The organism is Salinisphaera aquimarina (assembly GCF_042643355.1).
Lineage (GTDB): Bacteria > Pseudomonadota > Gammaproteobacteria > Nevskiales > Salinisphaeraceae > Salinisphaera > Salinisphaera aquimarina.
In genome coordinates this window covers 654551-669255 of sequence record NZ_JBHRSS010000001.1, presented here as the reverse complement: position 1 = coordinate 669255, position 14705 = coordinate 654551, and the positions used below count along the sequence as shown (strand labels likewise).

The 14705-nt window shown below is 61.2% G+C and carries 16 protein-coding genes; 10 read left to right on the top strand and 6 right to left on the bottom strand.

All coding sequences use genetic code 11. The annotated features are described in order from the left end of the window. Positions 1 to 7: 7 nt before the first annotated feature. The 5 genes from cyoE (at position 8) to ACFOSU_RS03135 (ending at position 5375) form a co-directional block, all read left to right on the top strand. On the top strand, positions 8 to 895 hold the full coding sequence (gene cyoE, locus ACFOSU_RS03155) for a heme o synthase (RefSeq protein WP_348767896.1): 888 nt from the start codon (positions 8 to 10) through the stop codon (positions 893 to 895). A gap of 56 nt (positions 896 to 951) precedes the next feature. Continuing rightward, complete coding sequence (gene dsbD, locus ACFOSU_RS03150) at positions 952 to 2817, top strand: protein-disulfide reductase DsbD (RefSeq protein ID WP_348767895.1); 1866 nt, start codon at positions 952 to 954, stop codon at positions 2815 to 2817. Continuing rightward, complete coding sequence (locus ACFOSU_RS03145; protein ID WP_348767894.1) at positions 2817 to 3674, top strand: TlpA disulfide reductase family protein; 858 nt, start codon at positions 2817 to 2819, stop codon at positions 3672 to 3674. The genes dsbD and ACFOSU_RS03145 overlap by 1 nt, the downstream gene beginning before the upstream one ends. Continuing rightward, positions 3671 to 4465, top strand: a complete 795-nt coding sequence (gene dsbG, locus ACFOSU_RS03140) for a thiol:disulfide interchange protein DsbG (protein WP_380686349.1) — start codon at positions 3671 to 3673, stop codon at positions 4463 to 4465. Before ACFOSU_RS03145 ends, dsbG begins: the two co-directional genes overlap by 4 nt. 355 nt (positions 4466 to 4820) lie before the next feature. Beyond that, a complete protein-coding gene (locus ACFOSU_RS03135; RefSeq protein WP_380686347.1) occupies positions 4821 to 5375 on the top strand; it encodes a DsrE family protein in 555 nt (184 codons plus the stop codon). An 18-nt stretch (positions 5376 to 5393) separates the two neighbouring features. On the opposite strand, the gene ACFOSU_RS03130 is transcribed toward ACFOSU_RS03135, so the two are convergent. Together ACFOSU_RS03130 and ACFOSU_RS03125 are read right to left on the bottom strand one after the other, a co-directional pair. Beyond that, the gene (locus tag ACFOSU_RS03130; protein WP_380686345.1) at positions 5394 to 5864 is read right to left on the bottom strand and encodes a Dps family protein; all 471 of its coding nucleotides are present in this window, start codon (positions 5862 to 5864) and stop codon (positions 5394 to 5396) included. 83 nt (positions 5865 to 5947) lie between these two features. Further along, positions 5948 to 6814 (bottom strand): MBL fold metallo-hydrolase, encoded by an 867-nt coding sequence (locus ACFOSU_RS03125; protein WP_353225992.1) that lies wholly within the window; start codon positions 6812 to 6814, stop codon positions 5948 to 5950. Between the two features lie 120 nt (positions 6815 to 6934). Between ACFOSU_RS03125 and ACFOSU_RS03120 the strand changes: the two genes are divergently transcribed. From ACFOSU_RS03120 to ACFOSU_RS03110, 3 genes are read left to right on the top strand one after another with little or no spacing between them, the layout of a single operon-like run. Beyond that, positions 6935 to 8164, top strand: a complete 1230-nt coding sequence (locus tag ACFOSU_RS03120) for an NAD(P)/FAD-dependent oxidoreductase (protein ID WP_209065010.1) — start codon at positions 6935 to 6937, stop codon at positions 8162 to 8164. Positions 8165 to 8168: 4 nt separating this feature from the next. Beyond that, the gene (locus ACFOSU_RS03115) at positions 8169 to 8603 is read left to right on the top strand and encodes a YeeE/YedE family protein (RefSeq protein WP_209065012.1); all 435 of its coding nucleotides are present in this window, start codon (positions 8169 to 8171) and stop codon (positions 8601 to 8603) included. Between the two features lie 4 nt (positions 8604 to 8607). Then, positions 8608 to 9027 (top strand): DUF6691 family protein, encoded by a 420-nt coding sequence (locus tag ACFOSU_RS03110; protein WP_348523053.1) that lies wholly within the window; start codon positions 8608 to 8610, stop codon positions 9025 to 9027. On the opposite strand, the gene ACFOSU_RS03105 is transcribed toward ACFOSU_RS03110, so the two are convergent. Beyond that, a complete protein-coding gene (locus tag ACFOSU_RS03105) occupies positions 9024 to 9326 on the bottom strand; it encodes a metal-sensing transcriptional repressor (RefSeq protein WP_209065014.1) in 303 nt (100 codons plus the stop codon). The two genes, ACFOSU_RS03110 and ACFOSU_RS03105, sit on opposite strands and share 4 nt — an antisense overlap. Positions 9327 to 9522: 196 nt before the next feature. Between ACFOSU_RS03105 and ACFOSU_RS03100 the strand changes: the two genes are divergently transcribed. Together ACFOSU_RS03100 and cydB are read left to right on the top strand one after the other, a co-directional pair. Beyond that, complete coding sequence (locus ACFOSU_RS03100; RefSeq protein ID WP_209065025.1) at positions 9523 to 10917, top strand: cytochrome ubiquinol oxidase subunit I; 1395 nt, start codon at positions 9523 to 9525, stop codon at positions 10915 to 10917. Then, positions 10914 to 11921 (top strand): cytochrome d ubiquinol oxidase subunit II, encoded by a 1008-nt coding sequence (gene cydB / locus ACFOSU_RS03095; protein WP_280637646.1) that lies wholly within the window; start codon positions 10914 to 10916, stop codon positions 11919 to 11921. The genes ACFOSU_RS03100 and cydB overlap by 4 nt, the downstream gene beginning before the upstream one ends. Positions 11922 to 12182: 261 nt before the next feature. On the opposite strand, the gene ACFOSU_RS03090 is transcribed toward cydB, so the two are convergent. The 3 genes from ACFOSU_RS03090 to ACFOSU_RS03080 form a co-directional block, all read right to left on the bottom strand. Further along, the gene (locus ACFOSU_RS03090) at positions 12183 to 12824 is read right to left on the bottom strand and encodes a tyrosine-type recombinase/integrase (protein ID WP_380686341.1); all 642 of its coding nucleotides are present in this window, start codon (positions 12822 to 12824) and stop codon (positions 12183 to 12185) included. Between the two features lie 119 nt (positions 12825 to 12943). Continuing rightward, entirely contained in the window at positions 12944 to 13933 is a 990-nt protein-coding gene (locus tag ACFOSU_RS03085; RefSeq protein WP_380686339.1) for a bile acid:sodium symporter family protein, read from the bottom strand. Between the two features lie 3 nt (positions 13934 to 13936). Then, on the bottom strand, positions 13937 to 14614 hold the full coding sequence (locus tag ACFOSU_RS03080) for a FadR/GntR family transcriptional regulator (protein ID WP_380686336.1): 678 nt from the start codon (positions 14612 to 14614) through the stop codon (positions 13937 to 13939). Between the last annotated feature and the right edge of the window lie 91 nt (positions 14615 to 14705).

The following is a 14705-nucleotide window of genomic DNA, read 5'->3' as shown; positions in this document are numbered from 1 at the left end:
AATGCGCATGCCTACGCGTCTTACTGATTACTACGAGCTGTGCAAGCCGCGCGTGGTGCTTCTGATCGTGTTCACCGCGATGGTGGGCATGTTTCTGGCCACGCCCGGTATGGTGCCGATCGATGCACTTCTTTTCGGCACGCTCGGCATCGGGCTGATGGCAGCTTCCGCCGCCGCGGTTAACCAGATGCTCGATCGCAAGGCCGATCAGCGCATGGCGCGTACCCGCAAGCGCCCGTTGGTCACTGGCCATCTGGACATGGTGCAGTCGGCGCGTTTTGCCGCCGCCATCGGGCTGATCGGCATGGCGATCCTGCTCTGGCTGGTCAACCCACTGACCGCCTGGCTAACGCTGGTCACGCTGGTCGGCTATGCCGGCGTCTATACCGTCTATCTCAAGCGTGCGACGCCACAGAACATCGTCATTGGCGGTGCGGCAGGGGCGGCTCCGCCGGTGCTCGGATGGGTCGCCGTCACCGGAACAGTCGACGTGCACGCGTTGATCCTGTTCCTGATCATCTTCATCTGGACGCCACCGCATTTCTGGGCGCTAGCGATCGAGCGCCATCGCGAATATGCGGAGGTCGATATTCCGATGTTGCCGGTTACGCACGGGCTCGAGTACACCCGTACCCAGGTGCTGCTCTATACGGTGCTGCTGTTCATCGTGTCGCTGCTGCCGTTCGCGACCGGCATGAGCGGACCGTTGTATCTGATCAGCGCGATCGGCCTGTCCGGCTGGTTCCTGATCTACGCTATCCGGCTGAAATACGCGCCGAAGCCGGGGCTGGCGATGCGCACCTTCGGCTATTCGATCTTCTACCTGATGGCACTGTTCACGGCGTTGCTGGTGGATCATCACCTAGCGCCGTTGCTGATGCGAGAAGCTTTTTAATCCTGACTTAACCGCGGTCCTTATCTTGTGCATCAGTGCAGACAGGAGCGCGTTAGATGACTCTTTTCCCGTATCGTCGGCTGGCCATTGTGGTCTTGATTTTGTTGTGCGGTCCCAGTGCGCTGGCCGCCGGTACGGCTTCGTCAAACGATTTCCTTTCCGTGGGCGAGGCCTTTACTTATGACGTCTCGGTCAACGCGGACGACACGCTGACCGTAAGCTGGACGATCGCTGACGGCTACTATTTGTATCGGCATCAATTCGATTTTGCCGGCAAACCGGCACCTGTGGCCGCCGTCGAGATGCCGCACGGCCAGCCCATCGAGGACGAATTCTTCGGCAAATCCGAGGTATATCACGACTCGGTCGCGGTCCGCGTCGACCCCGGTAACGCTGAAACCGTCGAACTGACCTGGCAGGGCTGTGCGGAGGCCGGCCTATGCTATCCACCGCAGCGCGCAACGCTGGATCTGGCCGACTACAACTTGGGCGGCGGCACGGCCGCCCCCGTGGACTCGAACGACGAAGGCGCCGGCACTACGACGACGCAAGCCAAAGCTGGGAAATCCGACGCCCTCGGCGAGGACCAGTCGTTGGCCGCGCAGCTGTCAGACAGCAACACGGCCTGGGTGCTACTGGTGTTCTTCGGGCTCGGGCTGCTGCTGGTATTCACACCCTGCGTACTGCCCATGGTTCCAATCCTGACCAGTTTGATCGTGGGCAGCGGCGCGCGCGGCCGGCGCGGCCTGACGCTGTCGCTGGCCTATGTGCTGCCGATGGCGTTGACCTATGCCCTACTCGGCGTCGCCGCGGCGCTGGCCGGCGCCAACTTGCAGGCCGCACTTCAGACCCCCTGGGTGCTGGGCGCATTCGCGCTCGTGTTTGTGGCACTCGCGCTGGCGATGTTCGGCGTCTACGAGTTGCAGCTGCCGGCGGCCCTGCGTAACCGGCTGGATCGCGCCAGCAGCGCCCAGCGCGGCGGAAGCCTCGGCGGCGCGGCGGTCATGGGCGCACTATCGGCGCTGATCGTCGGCCCGTGTATGACCGCGCCGCTGGCCGGGGCGCTGCTGTTCATCGCCGAATCCGGCGACGTGCTAATCGGCGGCAGCGCGCTGTTCGCGCTCGGCCTGGGCATGGGCGCGCCGCTGGTCCTCGCCGGCAGCCTCGGGGCCCGATTCCTGCCACGCCCGGGGCCGTGGATGAACGGCGTGAAGGCGGTGTTCGGTTTCGTCCTGCTGGGCATGGCGCTGTGGTTCGTCGCCCGCGTGACGCCCGCCCCCTGGATGCTCGGACTGTGGGGCGCGTGGCTGCTCGCCATCGGCACCACGCTCTATCAGGTCGCGCTGCGCGCCGCCCAGGCGACGCTACCGCTAGCGATGATCGCGCGCGTAGCCGGCCTTCTGATCGGCCTCTGGGGCGCGCTGCTGGTGATCGGCGCCGCCGGTGGCGCCAGCGATCCGATGCGGCCGCTGGCCTTTGCCGGCGCGCCCGCGAACACGACCGACGCGGGCGGCGAAGCCGGTGCGCAGACAGACGACTTCATGGCCCGTTTTGAGCCCGTGTCCGATCTCGACGCTCTTGATGCGCAAGTGGCCAAGGCCGGCGAAAACGGCCGCTGGACGGTCGTGGATTTCTACGCCGACTGGTGTATCTCGTGCAAGGTGATCGAATCCGAAGTCTTCGGCGACGCCCGCGTACAGGCGGCACTGGACGACGTGCAGCTGCTGCGCCCGGACGTGACCGACAACGACGCCGCCGACCGCGCGCTGATGGGCCACTACGGCGTCGTCGGCCCACCCACCCTGCTGCTGATCGGCCCGGACGGCGAAGAGGCCCGCAGCGCGCGCATCGTCGGCGAGCTGGACGCCGAGGCCTTCCTCGATCACCTCGAGCGCGCACGTGACGACTTGGAGAATTCCTGATGCTGTCCTTCAACCTCGGCCCGCTGGCGATCTCGGTCGCCCATGCCCTGATGCTTTTCGCGCTGATTACGGCGTTGATAGCCGGCAAGGTTGCCGCGCGCCGGCGTGAAGTGCCGATCACCGACACGCTGTTCAACCTGGCGCTGGCCGGCGCGGTGGCGGCCCGGCTGGTGTTCGTGATCCGCTATTTCGGCGAATACCGCCCGGCGCCGCTGGGCATTTTCGACATTCGTGACGGCGGTTTCGATGCGATCGGCGGGCTGCTGGGCATGGCCGCCTACGCAAGCTTCGTGGTCTGGCGCCGGCCGCTGCTGCGCGCACCGCTGGCCGCCGCGCTGGTCGCCGGCGGCCTCGCCTGGGGGCTGACCGGCGGCGCGCTCACCTTGATCGAACAGCAGGCGGCGAGCCTGCCCGAGGCACGGCTGCAGACGCTGGATGGCCGCGCCACCGATCTCGCTACGCTACAGGCCGAAGCCGAGGGCCGGCCGATGGTGGTCAATCTATGGGCGACCTGGTGTCCGCCCTGCCGTGCGGAGATGCCCGTCCTTGAGGCCGCCCAGAACGAGCGCGACGACGTGCTGTTCGTGTTCGCCAACCAGGCCGAGGCAACGCCCACCATCCAGAGTTTCCTGAACAGTCAGGATCTGCACATCGAACACGTGCTGCGCGACTCGGGCGGGCATCTGGCCAAGCAGGCCGGATCAGCCGCATTGCCTACGACACTGTTCTACGACGGCGACGGGCGTTTGGTCGACAGCCATCTGGGCCAGCTGTCGCGCGCGACTCTCACCGCCGCTCTCGAACGTTTCGACACGGCGCCCACTGCTTCTTCTCACGATGATGAGGAACAACCATGACCAGAACCGCACGACTATCTCTAATCCTGACGATCACCGCTACCGCCATCGGCATGTACGCGCTGGTCGCATGGGCCGCCCCCGAAGAAGAATCCGATTCACCGGCGCCCGTGGCGGCGATGGAGGATCGTGGAATGAATATTCTCGGCTCTTTCGATGCCCCAAGCGGGCTGACCGGATACGCCGCTACCGTCCAGGGCCGGCCAATGGCGATTTATGTAACGGAGGACGGCAAGCATGCAGTACTCGGCACGCTAGTCGACGAACAGGGCAACAATCTGACGGCCGACCCTCTGGAGCGTATATCGTCGGGACCGCAGAACAAGAAGGCTTGGGACCAGTTGGAAGACGCCACTTGGGTCCGTGATGGTGACGCCGACGCGCCCCGTATCGTCTACGAGATCACCGATCCGAACTGCCCTTACTGCAACGAGTTCTGGCAGACAGCACGCCCCTGGGTGGAAGCGGGTGACGTCCAGATCCGCCACGTCATGGTCGGTATTCTCAAAGCCGACAGCGTGCCGAAGGCCGCCACGATCGTCGGCGCTGATGATCCGGAGGGTGCACTGGAACGCCAGGAGCGCAACTACGCCAGCGGCGGTATCGAAGTCACCGAGAATATTTCGGACGCCGCTCGCGACAAGGTCCAGGACAACAACGCCCTCATGGAGGCCTTGGGCTATTTCGCCACGCCGACGATTCTCTATCGCAAGACCAACGGGGATATCGGACTCAAACAGGGCATGCCACGCGGCGACGACGTAGAGAAGATTCTGGGACCCAAACCCTGATCAGGGCGTTCAGCGCGGCAATCGTGGTCATCGAGGCATCTTCAGCTGACGCGTTGCACCTGCCAACGGCAGTCACGGCGCAGCAAAAAGCCATTCCTGCGTTGGGTGAGCGAATCGATGATCCCACTGCTACCGACGCAAATACGACCACGTCGGCTAAGGCCACCGTCGTTCGAATTCTCGAGCGCCGCCTAACGTTCGAACGAAGACTGGCTGGTTTGGAGTCGCATGGGTGGCCGTATCAACCGATATCCGGCACACCCGGACTGACATTGACCCAGAGCCTTGGGAGGCACTGGATCGAGCGCACCCAGCCCAGTGTTCAACCATTCAGTAACGCATAAAGGAGCTCGTTATGACCCCAATGTTTCGTACAACTCTCATCATCTTGAGTGTCGCATTGGCTAGTGTTGGCCCCGCCTTGGCCGCAGGGGGCGACTGGCGCTACCCGGCCATCGAAGGCTATGGCGGCATCAAACCACTCTCCGAAGCAGCCAATCAGCCCTCAGTCAAGGCCGAGCACAAAGCCGTATTCGATGTGACCAAAGCAGCGAAGAGCCCCGACCAGCTGAACCCGGGCTTGGAACGCGTCGCACGGGCCGTGAACGTGTTCGCATCGGCCGGCGTGCCCGCTGAAAAGCTCGACTTCGTGGTTGTGGTTCACGGGCCAGCGACACCCGGTATTCTGAATGACGCCCAATACGAGAAGCAGTTCGGACAGGCCAACCCCAACACCGCGCTGATCGCCGCCCTACGCAAGGCGGGCGTTACCCTGCACGTCTGCGGCCAGGCGCTCGCCAAGCATGCGTTCGATCAGTCATGGGTCAACAATGAGGTCGATGTTGCATTGTCGGCGCTCAGCGATCTGGTGATCTTTCAAAGTCGCGGCTACGCTGTCGTGCCCCAGTAAGAATGTTCGTGCGCTCTCTTAGCTAGCCATCGCCCGCAACATCCAAGCCGTCTTCTCATGCACGCGCATACGATCAGAGACAAGAGCCGCCGAAGACTCGTCACCGGCATGCTGCGCGCGTTGCAGTACATCCCGGCATGTCATCACGACCTTTTCATGTCCCGCACCTAGAACCTCGACCATACGATCTGCATTAGGCACGTCTTCGACCTCGGAGATCGAGCTCAAAGTCGAGAACTGGCGATATGTACCCGGCGCGACCTGATCGAGCGAGCGTATGCGCTCCGCGATCTCGTCCACGGCCGCAGCCAACTCCGTGTACTGCTCCTCGAACATAAGATGCAACTCGCGAAAGCGCGGGCCGGTCACGTTCCAATGGAAGTTATGCGTTTGCAGATACAACGTATAAGAATCAGCGAGCAATTTTTTCAAACCTTCGCCGGTGTTCATCCGACCTGCTTCATCTATCCCGGTGTTAATCGAGCTCATATCGTTCTCCAGATGCTGAATTAGTAGGCGTGCGACTTGCTCCGGCTCGTCGGTGAGGAACGTTGCGCATTGCCTCGCTCTCTTTAGAAAGCGTTCACTGGGATCTTCAGGTACGCGGTGCCGTTATTCTCCGGCGTAGGGAGGCGCCCTCCCCGCGTATTGATCTGAAGCGCGGCGAGCATGAGCGCGGGCAGCGGTAGTTCCGCATCACGCTTGTTTCGCAAGGCCGTATACGCGGATTCGTCCATGTTCTGCAGATGCGGGTTACGCTCCCGCTGTTCGCCCACCGTGGACTCCCAGCGCGGTTCTCGCCCATCCGGCATGTAGTCATGACCGGTGAAAAGGCGAGTCTCGTCCGGCAACTCAAGAATGGCCTGGATCGAGCGATAGAGTGTGGCTGCATCGCCGCCTGGGAAATCTGCTCGTGCGGTACCGAAGTCGGGCTGGAACAGCGTGTCGTGCACGAACGCGGCATCGCCAATCACGTAGGTGATCGAGGCCAGGGTATGACCCGGCGAATACATTACCCTCGCCTCAAGCTCGCCGACAGTGAACGTGTCGCCATCGCCAAAAAGCCGATCCCACTGGTGTCCGTCAGTTTTGAAGTCGTCACCGAAGTTGTAGATCTTCTTCCAGAGCTTTTGGACGTCGATGACGTGCTCGCCGATCGCGCGCGGCGCGTCGAAAAGCCCCTGAAGATAGATCGCTGCCGAGAGATGGTCCGCATGCGGATGTGTGTCCAGAATCCAGTCGACCGTGAGCCCGCGCGACTGCACGAACGCCGCGATCTCATCGGCGGATTCCGTGCTCGTGCTCGCCGATTTCTCGTCGTAGTTCAGTACCGGGTCGATGATCGCACAGCGTTTGCTGACTGTATCGACACAGACGTACTGAACGCTGAAAGTCTTTTCGTCGAAGAATCCGACGACTTCCGGAGTGCCGCTCGCCATGGTTGTATTCCTTCTAATCTGTGGAAACCAGAATTGCAGCAACCTAAGAATCGGTTATTTGCAAATGCCTTCGGGTTCTATTATACCCTTAGGGGTATACGTAGCAAGACGGAGTAAATCATGTCGAGCAACACAAGCCATCATCGCGTCGTTGTCGCGGGCGGTGGTACAGCCGGGCTATCAGTCGCCGCCGCCCTACTGAGGCAATCGCCTCAACTCGATGTCGCTGTAATCGAGGCGAGCGACGTGCATTACTACCAGCCGGGCTGGACGCTCGTAGGTGGTGGCGACATGCGGGCCGAAGACACAAAGCGGCGCGAGGAAGAAGTTATGCCGGACAAGGCCCGCTGGATCCGGGCCACGATCAGTGCGTTCGCACCGGACGAAAATCGCGTCGAGTTGGCCTCCGGCGAGTCAGTTACCTATGACTTTTTGGTAGTGGCACTAGGCCTCCAGATCGACTGGCAAGCCATTGAGGGTCTCTCCGAGACTCTGGGGCGCAACGGCGTAACCTCGAACTATCGATACGACCTCGCACCCTATACCCACGAGTTGGCCCAATCGCTGACCCATGGCGCCAAGGCGTTGTTTACGCAGCCAGCTATGCCAATCAAGTGCGCCGGCGCTCCGCAGAAAGCGCTTTACTTGACCGCCGATACGCTGCGCAAACGCGGGATATCGGCGGAGATCGGGTTCTATAATCAAGGCGGTGCGATGTTCGGGGTCCCCGCCTATGCACGGGAGCTCGATAAAGTTATTGCTTCGTATGGAGCGACGCCCTATTTCAAACACAATCTAGTGGCCGTGGACGGTGAAAAGCACGAAGCCACCTTTTCGACTGACGATGGGCCAGTAACGCGTGCTTTCGACATGCTCCACGTGGTGCCGCCGCAGTCTGCGCCGGACGTTATCAAGGGAAGTCCACTCGCGGGCGACGCCGGCTGGGTCACCGTCGATAAGAACCGGCTCACGCATACCCGCTACGATAATGTGCTGGCTTTGGGTGACTGCACCGACACCCCCAATGCGAAGACCATGGCCGCCGTACGCCGCCAGTTCCCAGTCGTGGTCGCTGAACTGCGCGCGGCCCTGGGGGAATCGGCTAAAAAACGTGCTTACGACGGTTACGGGGCGTGCCCACTCACGGTCGCGCATGGCAAGGTCATGCTGGCCGAGTTCCGCTACGGTGGTGAAGTGGTCTCTAGTTTTCCACTGGATCCGCGGACTTCGCGGCGAATGTACTGGCCAGTCAAAAGCCAATTTTTCCCGGCCTTGTACTGGCAGGTCATGCTACGCGGACTGGACTGGCACTGGCCGAAACCCAAGCCACGCCCGGATCTAACGGAATAACTTCGTGTTCGACGTGTTTGATTTCACGCCGCTGACTGCGTCGGCCGGCGGGGCGCTTATCGGCGCGGCGGCGGCATTGCTATGGATCGGAACGGGCCGTATTGCTGGAATCTCCGGCCATTTGCACGGTGTCGTAAGGCGTCGCACGGACGACCGTATGCGGCGAGGTATGTTCCTGGTTGGCATAGTCGGCGGCGCTGTACTAATCGCCCTATTCAGCGCGAACGCCGTGCCGGAACGCACGAACTTTCCGACGCCTCTGCTCATAGCGGGCGGAGTGCTGGTTGGCATGGGCACACGATTAGGGTCAGGCTGCACCAGCGGCCACGGCGTGTGCGGAATTGGGCGCGGTTCGACGCGATCCATTGCTGCCACCCTTGTCTTCTTTATCTGCGGCGTGGTTACAGCGGTTATCACGCGACATCTTTTTACGGGCTGAGCGGATGCAGTACGTGATCACGCTAGCGTCCGGCCTGGTCTTTGGTATCGGGCTGACGATTTCTGGAATGGTGAACCCGGAGAAAGTGCTCGCTTTTCTGGATCCCGTCGGCCGGTGGGATCCGAGCCTTGCTCTGGTCATGGCCATGGCTCTCGCCGTATTCAGCCTTACGAATGCTTTCTTGGGAAAACGGATACGCCCGCTATTCGGGTCTACATTCCACCGACCCAGCTCGCTGACTATCGATCGACGATTACTATCGGGCGCCGCCCTCTTTGGAGTTGGCTGGGGGCTAGCAGGTTATTGCCCCGGACCGGCCTTGGCAGCCTTGGTATTCAACTTTCGAGAAGCCGCTATCTTTCTCCCCGCCATATTATTGGGCGGGTGGCTAGCCGATCGGTTTCTTTCGGCAACTCGTACCTAGCCGTAGCGTGACAATAGCTCCGTAGCGTACTTAAGACGCTCGCGCGCATCGGCCGCATCAAGCTTCTGGCAAGACAGCTCTCGCTCGATTACGCAGGACAGCATGTTATAGAAGGTACGGTCGAGCGCTTTGCGGGCAGCGGTCATTTGAACCGCTACGTCCTCGCATTCGGCATCACGTTCCAGCATAGCCTGCAAGCCGCGAACTTGCCCCTCGACGCGTTTCAGACGCCGAATGAGTGCGGACTTGCTGGCTTCCCATTCCTGGTCGAAAGGAAGGATGTCGGCATTTTCGGACATTGTGTTTACTAGCTAGGAAATAAGCCTTACTAAATTATACATTGACAGCCTCCTTGGTGCGTCATATCTGAATCGAGCGTCTTCCTGCGGTCCGACTTATTCTCCGTAGCCGCCATGTAATTTAAGTCGCGATTGAATAGTGACGCTATATACCCCCTTCGGTATACTTCGATAAGCAGCTTCCTAGGTGAAAAGCATGGCTCTCGATCCGGAAATCCTGTCGCGAATACAGTTCGCGTTCGTGGTGTCGTTTCATATCCTGTTCCCGGCCTTCACCATCGGCCTGGCGAGCTGGCTGGCGATGTGCGAAGGCATGCACCTGTTCACCGGTCGCGACGTGTTTCGCCGGCTCTACCAGTTCTGGGTGAAGATCTTTGCCGTGTCGTTCGGCATGGGCGTGGTTTCCGGCATCGTGATGAGCTTTCAGTTCGGCACCAACTGGTCGGTGTTCGCCGAAGCCACCGCGCCGGTGCTGGGGCCGCTGTTCTCCTATGAAGTGCTGACGGCCTTTTTCCTGGAGGCGACCTTCCTCGGCATCATGTTGTTCGGCTGGAACAAGGTGGGCCCGAAGCTGCATTTCTTTGCCACCGCGATGGTGGCGATCGGCACCATGCTGTCGGCGTTCTGGATTCTGTCGGCCAACTCCTGGATGCATACGCCCGCCGGCTACGAGCTGCGCGACGGCGTGTTCTATCCCACCGACTGGTGGGCGATTGTGTTCAACCCGTCGTTTCCGTATCGGCTCGTGCACATGGTGCTGGCGGCGTATCTGACCACCGCCTTCGTGATTTTGGGCGTGGGCGCCTGGTACCGGCTGAAAGGCACCGCCCACGAGGCCTCGCGGGTAATGCTGATCATGGGTGTGGCGTTCGTATCCATCGTCACACCGTTGCAGATCGTCGCCGGCGATTTCCACGGCCTGAAGACGCTGGAATACCAGCCGGCCAAGATCGCGGCCATGGAAGCGCATTGGGATACCGAAGAAGGCGCCGCCCTGGCGCTGTTCGCCTGGCCGGATGCCGAGAACGAAACCAACCACTACGAGATCGCGGTGCCGAATCTCGCCAGTCTGATTCTCACCCATGAATGGAACGGCAAACTGGTCGGCCTCAAGGATTTCCCGCCAAGCGAGCGCCCGCCGGTCGCGCCGATCTTCTTTTCGTTCCGGATCATGGTGGGGCTGGGCCTGCTCATGCTGCTCGCCGGCATGCTCGGGCTGTGGCTGGCGTTTCGCGGCCGGCTGCTCGACTCGCGCGCCTATCATCGGTATCTGGTGGCGATGATTCCCTCGGGCTTCATCGCCGTATTGGCGGGCTGGATCACGACCGAGATCGGGCGCCAGCCTTATACCGTCTATGGCCTGCTGCGCACGTCGGATTCGCTCTCGCCGGTGGGCGCGCCGAGCGTGTTGGCGACGCTGATCACGTTCGTGATCGTCTACGGCATCGTCTTCGGCGCCGGGCTGTATTACATCGTGCGCGTGGTGCGTACCGGGCCTGAAAAAGCGCCTGCGCACCCGGTGCCCGACCCGTATGCGACCCCGGCCCGGCCGTTGTCGTATCCCAACGAGCCGGTGGGAGAGAAGTCATGACGTTGATCGAAATCCTGCCGCTGATCTGGTTCGGCATAATCGGCTTCGGCGTGATCATGTACGTGCTGCTGGACGGCTTCGTGCTCGGCATCGGCATCCTCTGCGGCGTGGCCTATGGCGAGGCCGAACGCGACATCATGATGAACTCGGTCGCGCCGATCTGGGACGGCAACGAAACCTGGCTGGTGCTCGGCGGCGTGGCGCTGCTGGCCGCGTTTCCGCCGGCCTATACGGTATTGTTGCCGGCGCTCTATCTGCCGCTCACCGGCATGCTGATCGCGTTGATCTTTCGCGGCGTGGCGTTCGAGTTCCGTTTCAAGGCGCGGCGCAAGCTCGGCTGGAATCTGGCGTTCAATCTCGGCTCCGTGATCGCGACGTTCTTCCAGGGCGTAACCCTCGGGGCGATCGTGCAGGGCATCGAGGCCAACGGCGCCCAGTATGTCGGCGGCGCGTTCGACTGGTTTTCGGGCTTCACGATGCTTACCGGCGCTGCACTCGTGGCCGGCTATGCACTACTGGGCGCGACCTGGGTGGTGATGAAAACCACCGGCCTGTTGCAGCGGCGCGCCTATGGCTGGTCGCGCGTACTGTTGACGGCCGTGATCGTGTTCATGGCGGTGGTGAGCATCTATGTGCCGTTCCTCGACGGCAACTATGCCGAGCGCTGGTTCGGTTTCCCGCATGCGCTGTTGCTGGTGCCGTTCCCGATCGCCGCGATCGTGGTGTCGTATTTCTTGTACTGGAGCGTGAGCCGGCGGCGGGAGTACGCGCCTTTTCTGCTTTCGTTGGCGATGTTCATCGTCGGCTATGGCGGGCTCGCGGCGAGCTTCTGGCCGCATATCATTCCGCCGCATCTGACCATATGGAACGCTGCCTCGCCGCCGGAAACACAGAGTTTTCTGCTCGTGGGCCTGGTGATCCTGTTGCCGTTCATCCTGTTCTATACGGGGTGGTCGTACTGGATATTTCGGGGCAAGGTCAGCCGTGACATGGGCTATCACTAGCTGCCGGATAAGTCGGAGTCGTCATGAATGAAACCGGCCGCCGTCTGTTGTGGTTCGTGGGTATCGGCGCCGCCAGCCTGCTGGTCTGGGGCACGGCGGCCTATGTGTTCCGCGAGGTGATCTTTTTCGTGCTCGAACACTAGAACTGCTGCCAGACTAGGAGGCCCAGCCTACTATTTCATGAGACCTGATTAGGTCCGCTATTGGCCGATACGTGTAGGCGCCGAACGAGTCGCGCAGTTGGCTCGTTCGGCGCCAACGTCATACCTCTGTCTGTTCCGACATCTCGAGCGCGTCATCGACCTCGATGCCGAGATAGCGCACCGTGCTTTCCAGCTTCGTATGTCCCAGCAAGAGCTGCACGGCGCGTAAATTGCGTGTTCGCCTATATATCAGCGTCGCTTTCGTGCGACGCATCGAGTGCGTGCCGTACTCGAGAGGATCGAGGCCGATGCTCTCAACCCACGATTTAACGACTCGGGCGTATTGCCGCGTAGATAGATGTGGACAACCCGACACCCGGCTCGGAAACAAGTAATCATTGGCTCGCAGCGCGACGGCACTTATCCATGCTTCGATCGAGGTACGCGTTTGCTCTGTCAGTTCGAACTGTACAGGCCGGCCCGTCTTCTGCTGAACAATCGCGGTGCGGGACAGTACGCGACCACCGTGCGCGACGTCTTGAACCTTCAGCCTGACCAGATCACACCCGCGTAGCTTGCTGTCGATCGCGAGATTAAACAGTGCGAGATCCCGCGTCTGGGTCGCAAGCTGTAGCCGTACCCGAATACCCCAGATTTCCTTGAGCTTTAGCGGTGGCTTCGGGCCAACTAAGCGACCTTTGTTCCACGGTATGATGGGGCCTTTAGAATGAGGGCCTTCCCGTTGGTCGATATACTCCATGACGATTCCTTTTGCTGAACGGAACCATCAATATCCGACCGATCGCTCGTGATCAGGTAGCGACCCAAAGCGGACACGCCCGCTGGGTAAATCCTTCACACAAACGCACCGCACGAAACTTATGCGTCCTGCTCCTTCGCGGCCTGACGTCGCAAACGTTTCGCATAGGTTTTGGCAAGTAACGCACCGACCACGATCTGGATCTGGTTGTAGACCATGATGGGCAGCACGATCATGCCGAGCGCCGGATTGCCGGCAAACAGCACGTTCGCCATCGGTAGGCCCGACGCCAAGCTCTTCTTCGAGCCGCAAAATACCGCTGCGGTTTCGTCCGCGAGGTTGAAGCCAAGTCTCCGCGACAAGCCCATCGCAATACCGATCATGACCGCGAGTAAGGCTGCACACAGACCAATTGCGAGCACGATCGCAGCCAGCGGCAGGTCCTGCCAGAGACCGCTGGCCACCGACTTGGAAAACGCGGCGTAGACGATCAGCAGGATCACTGCCTGGTCGTAGCGTGACGACAGCGCCTCATGCCGGTCCATAAAACCGGCGACCCAAGGCCTGATGGCCTGGCCCGCGGCAAAGGGCAGGAGAAGCTGCACGACGATATCCCGCAAGGCATCACCCACGGCGAATGCATCACCGCCGGCAGTCTGCGCAAGAAGTATCAGCAGAAACGGCGTCATCATCATGCCGAAGACGTTCGAGGCCGCTGCACTGCAGACCGCCGCGGGCACATTGCCGCCGGCCATTGCCGTAAATGCTATCGACGAAGAAACCGCCGAGGGCAAGGCACCGAGGTAGAGAAAGCCGAGTGCCAGTTCGGGTGGTATCCAAACCGGCGCCAGCCCCGATATAGGCAGTACGACGAGCGGAAAGCAGACGAAGGTAATCGCGAAGATGAACAGGTGCAGCCGCCAATGCGCGGCGCCCGTCAGGACCGAGGCGCGCGACAGCGCTGCACCGTGAATAAAGAACAGCAGCGCGACGGCGACCTGCCCGGCCACACCCATCATGTCCGCGGCGTCGCCGCGTGCGGGCACAAAAGCGGCGAGCACGATCGCTCCGAGCAACAACATCGTGAACCCATCGATATAGCGACGCATTGCTTAACGCTCCGGCGTCAGGGCCGTCAGCGACGGCGTTAAGAGATGTCGGGCCGCCGACTCGGCTGCTTCTGCATCGCGTGCTTCGATCGCCTGCAGTAACGCTTCGTGATCGGCCTGCGTTGGCTCTGGCAGATCGAGATCTATCTCCGTGCGTTCGATCGTGTTCCGGATCGCGCGCGAAAAGTAGGCGTAAAGATCGGAGAGCGCACTGTTACGCGCGCTGGCAACTACGGCGTGATGAAATCGTTCGTCGTGATCGATGCGCTGAGACAGATCCATACCGGCGTCGCGGCGCGCATCGAGTGTGCGGCGCATCTCGCGCAGGTCGGAATCATCCCGTCGCGCGGCCGCCAAGCGTGCGGCCTCGACCTCCAGGGTCAGCCGCACTTCGATGCGATCACGCAGGGCTGCTCGATCAATCCGGCGCAGGGTTTCGCCCGGGTCGTATTGCGCGCGCACGTAGGTGCCATCGCCCTGGCGGACCTGAAGCAGACCGACATGCGCCAGCACGCGTACGGCCTCTCGAACCGTATTCCGGCTCACGCCCAACTGCTCGGACAAGGTCGACTCCGTCGGGATGCGTTCATCCACGGGCCACCGCCTCGTCTCGATCGCTTCACTAAGGCTGTCTATCACCGACTCCACGAGCGAGCCGCGCGGCACTTGGGCCAACTTCATGATCACTCCGATATGACCGATTACCCAATCATCCTACCTTTTAAAAGAAAGCGCAACGCCACGGACTGTCGATTAATACCTGCAATTAACA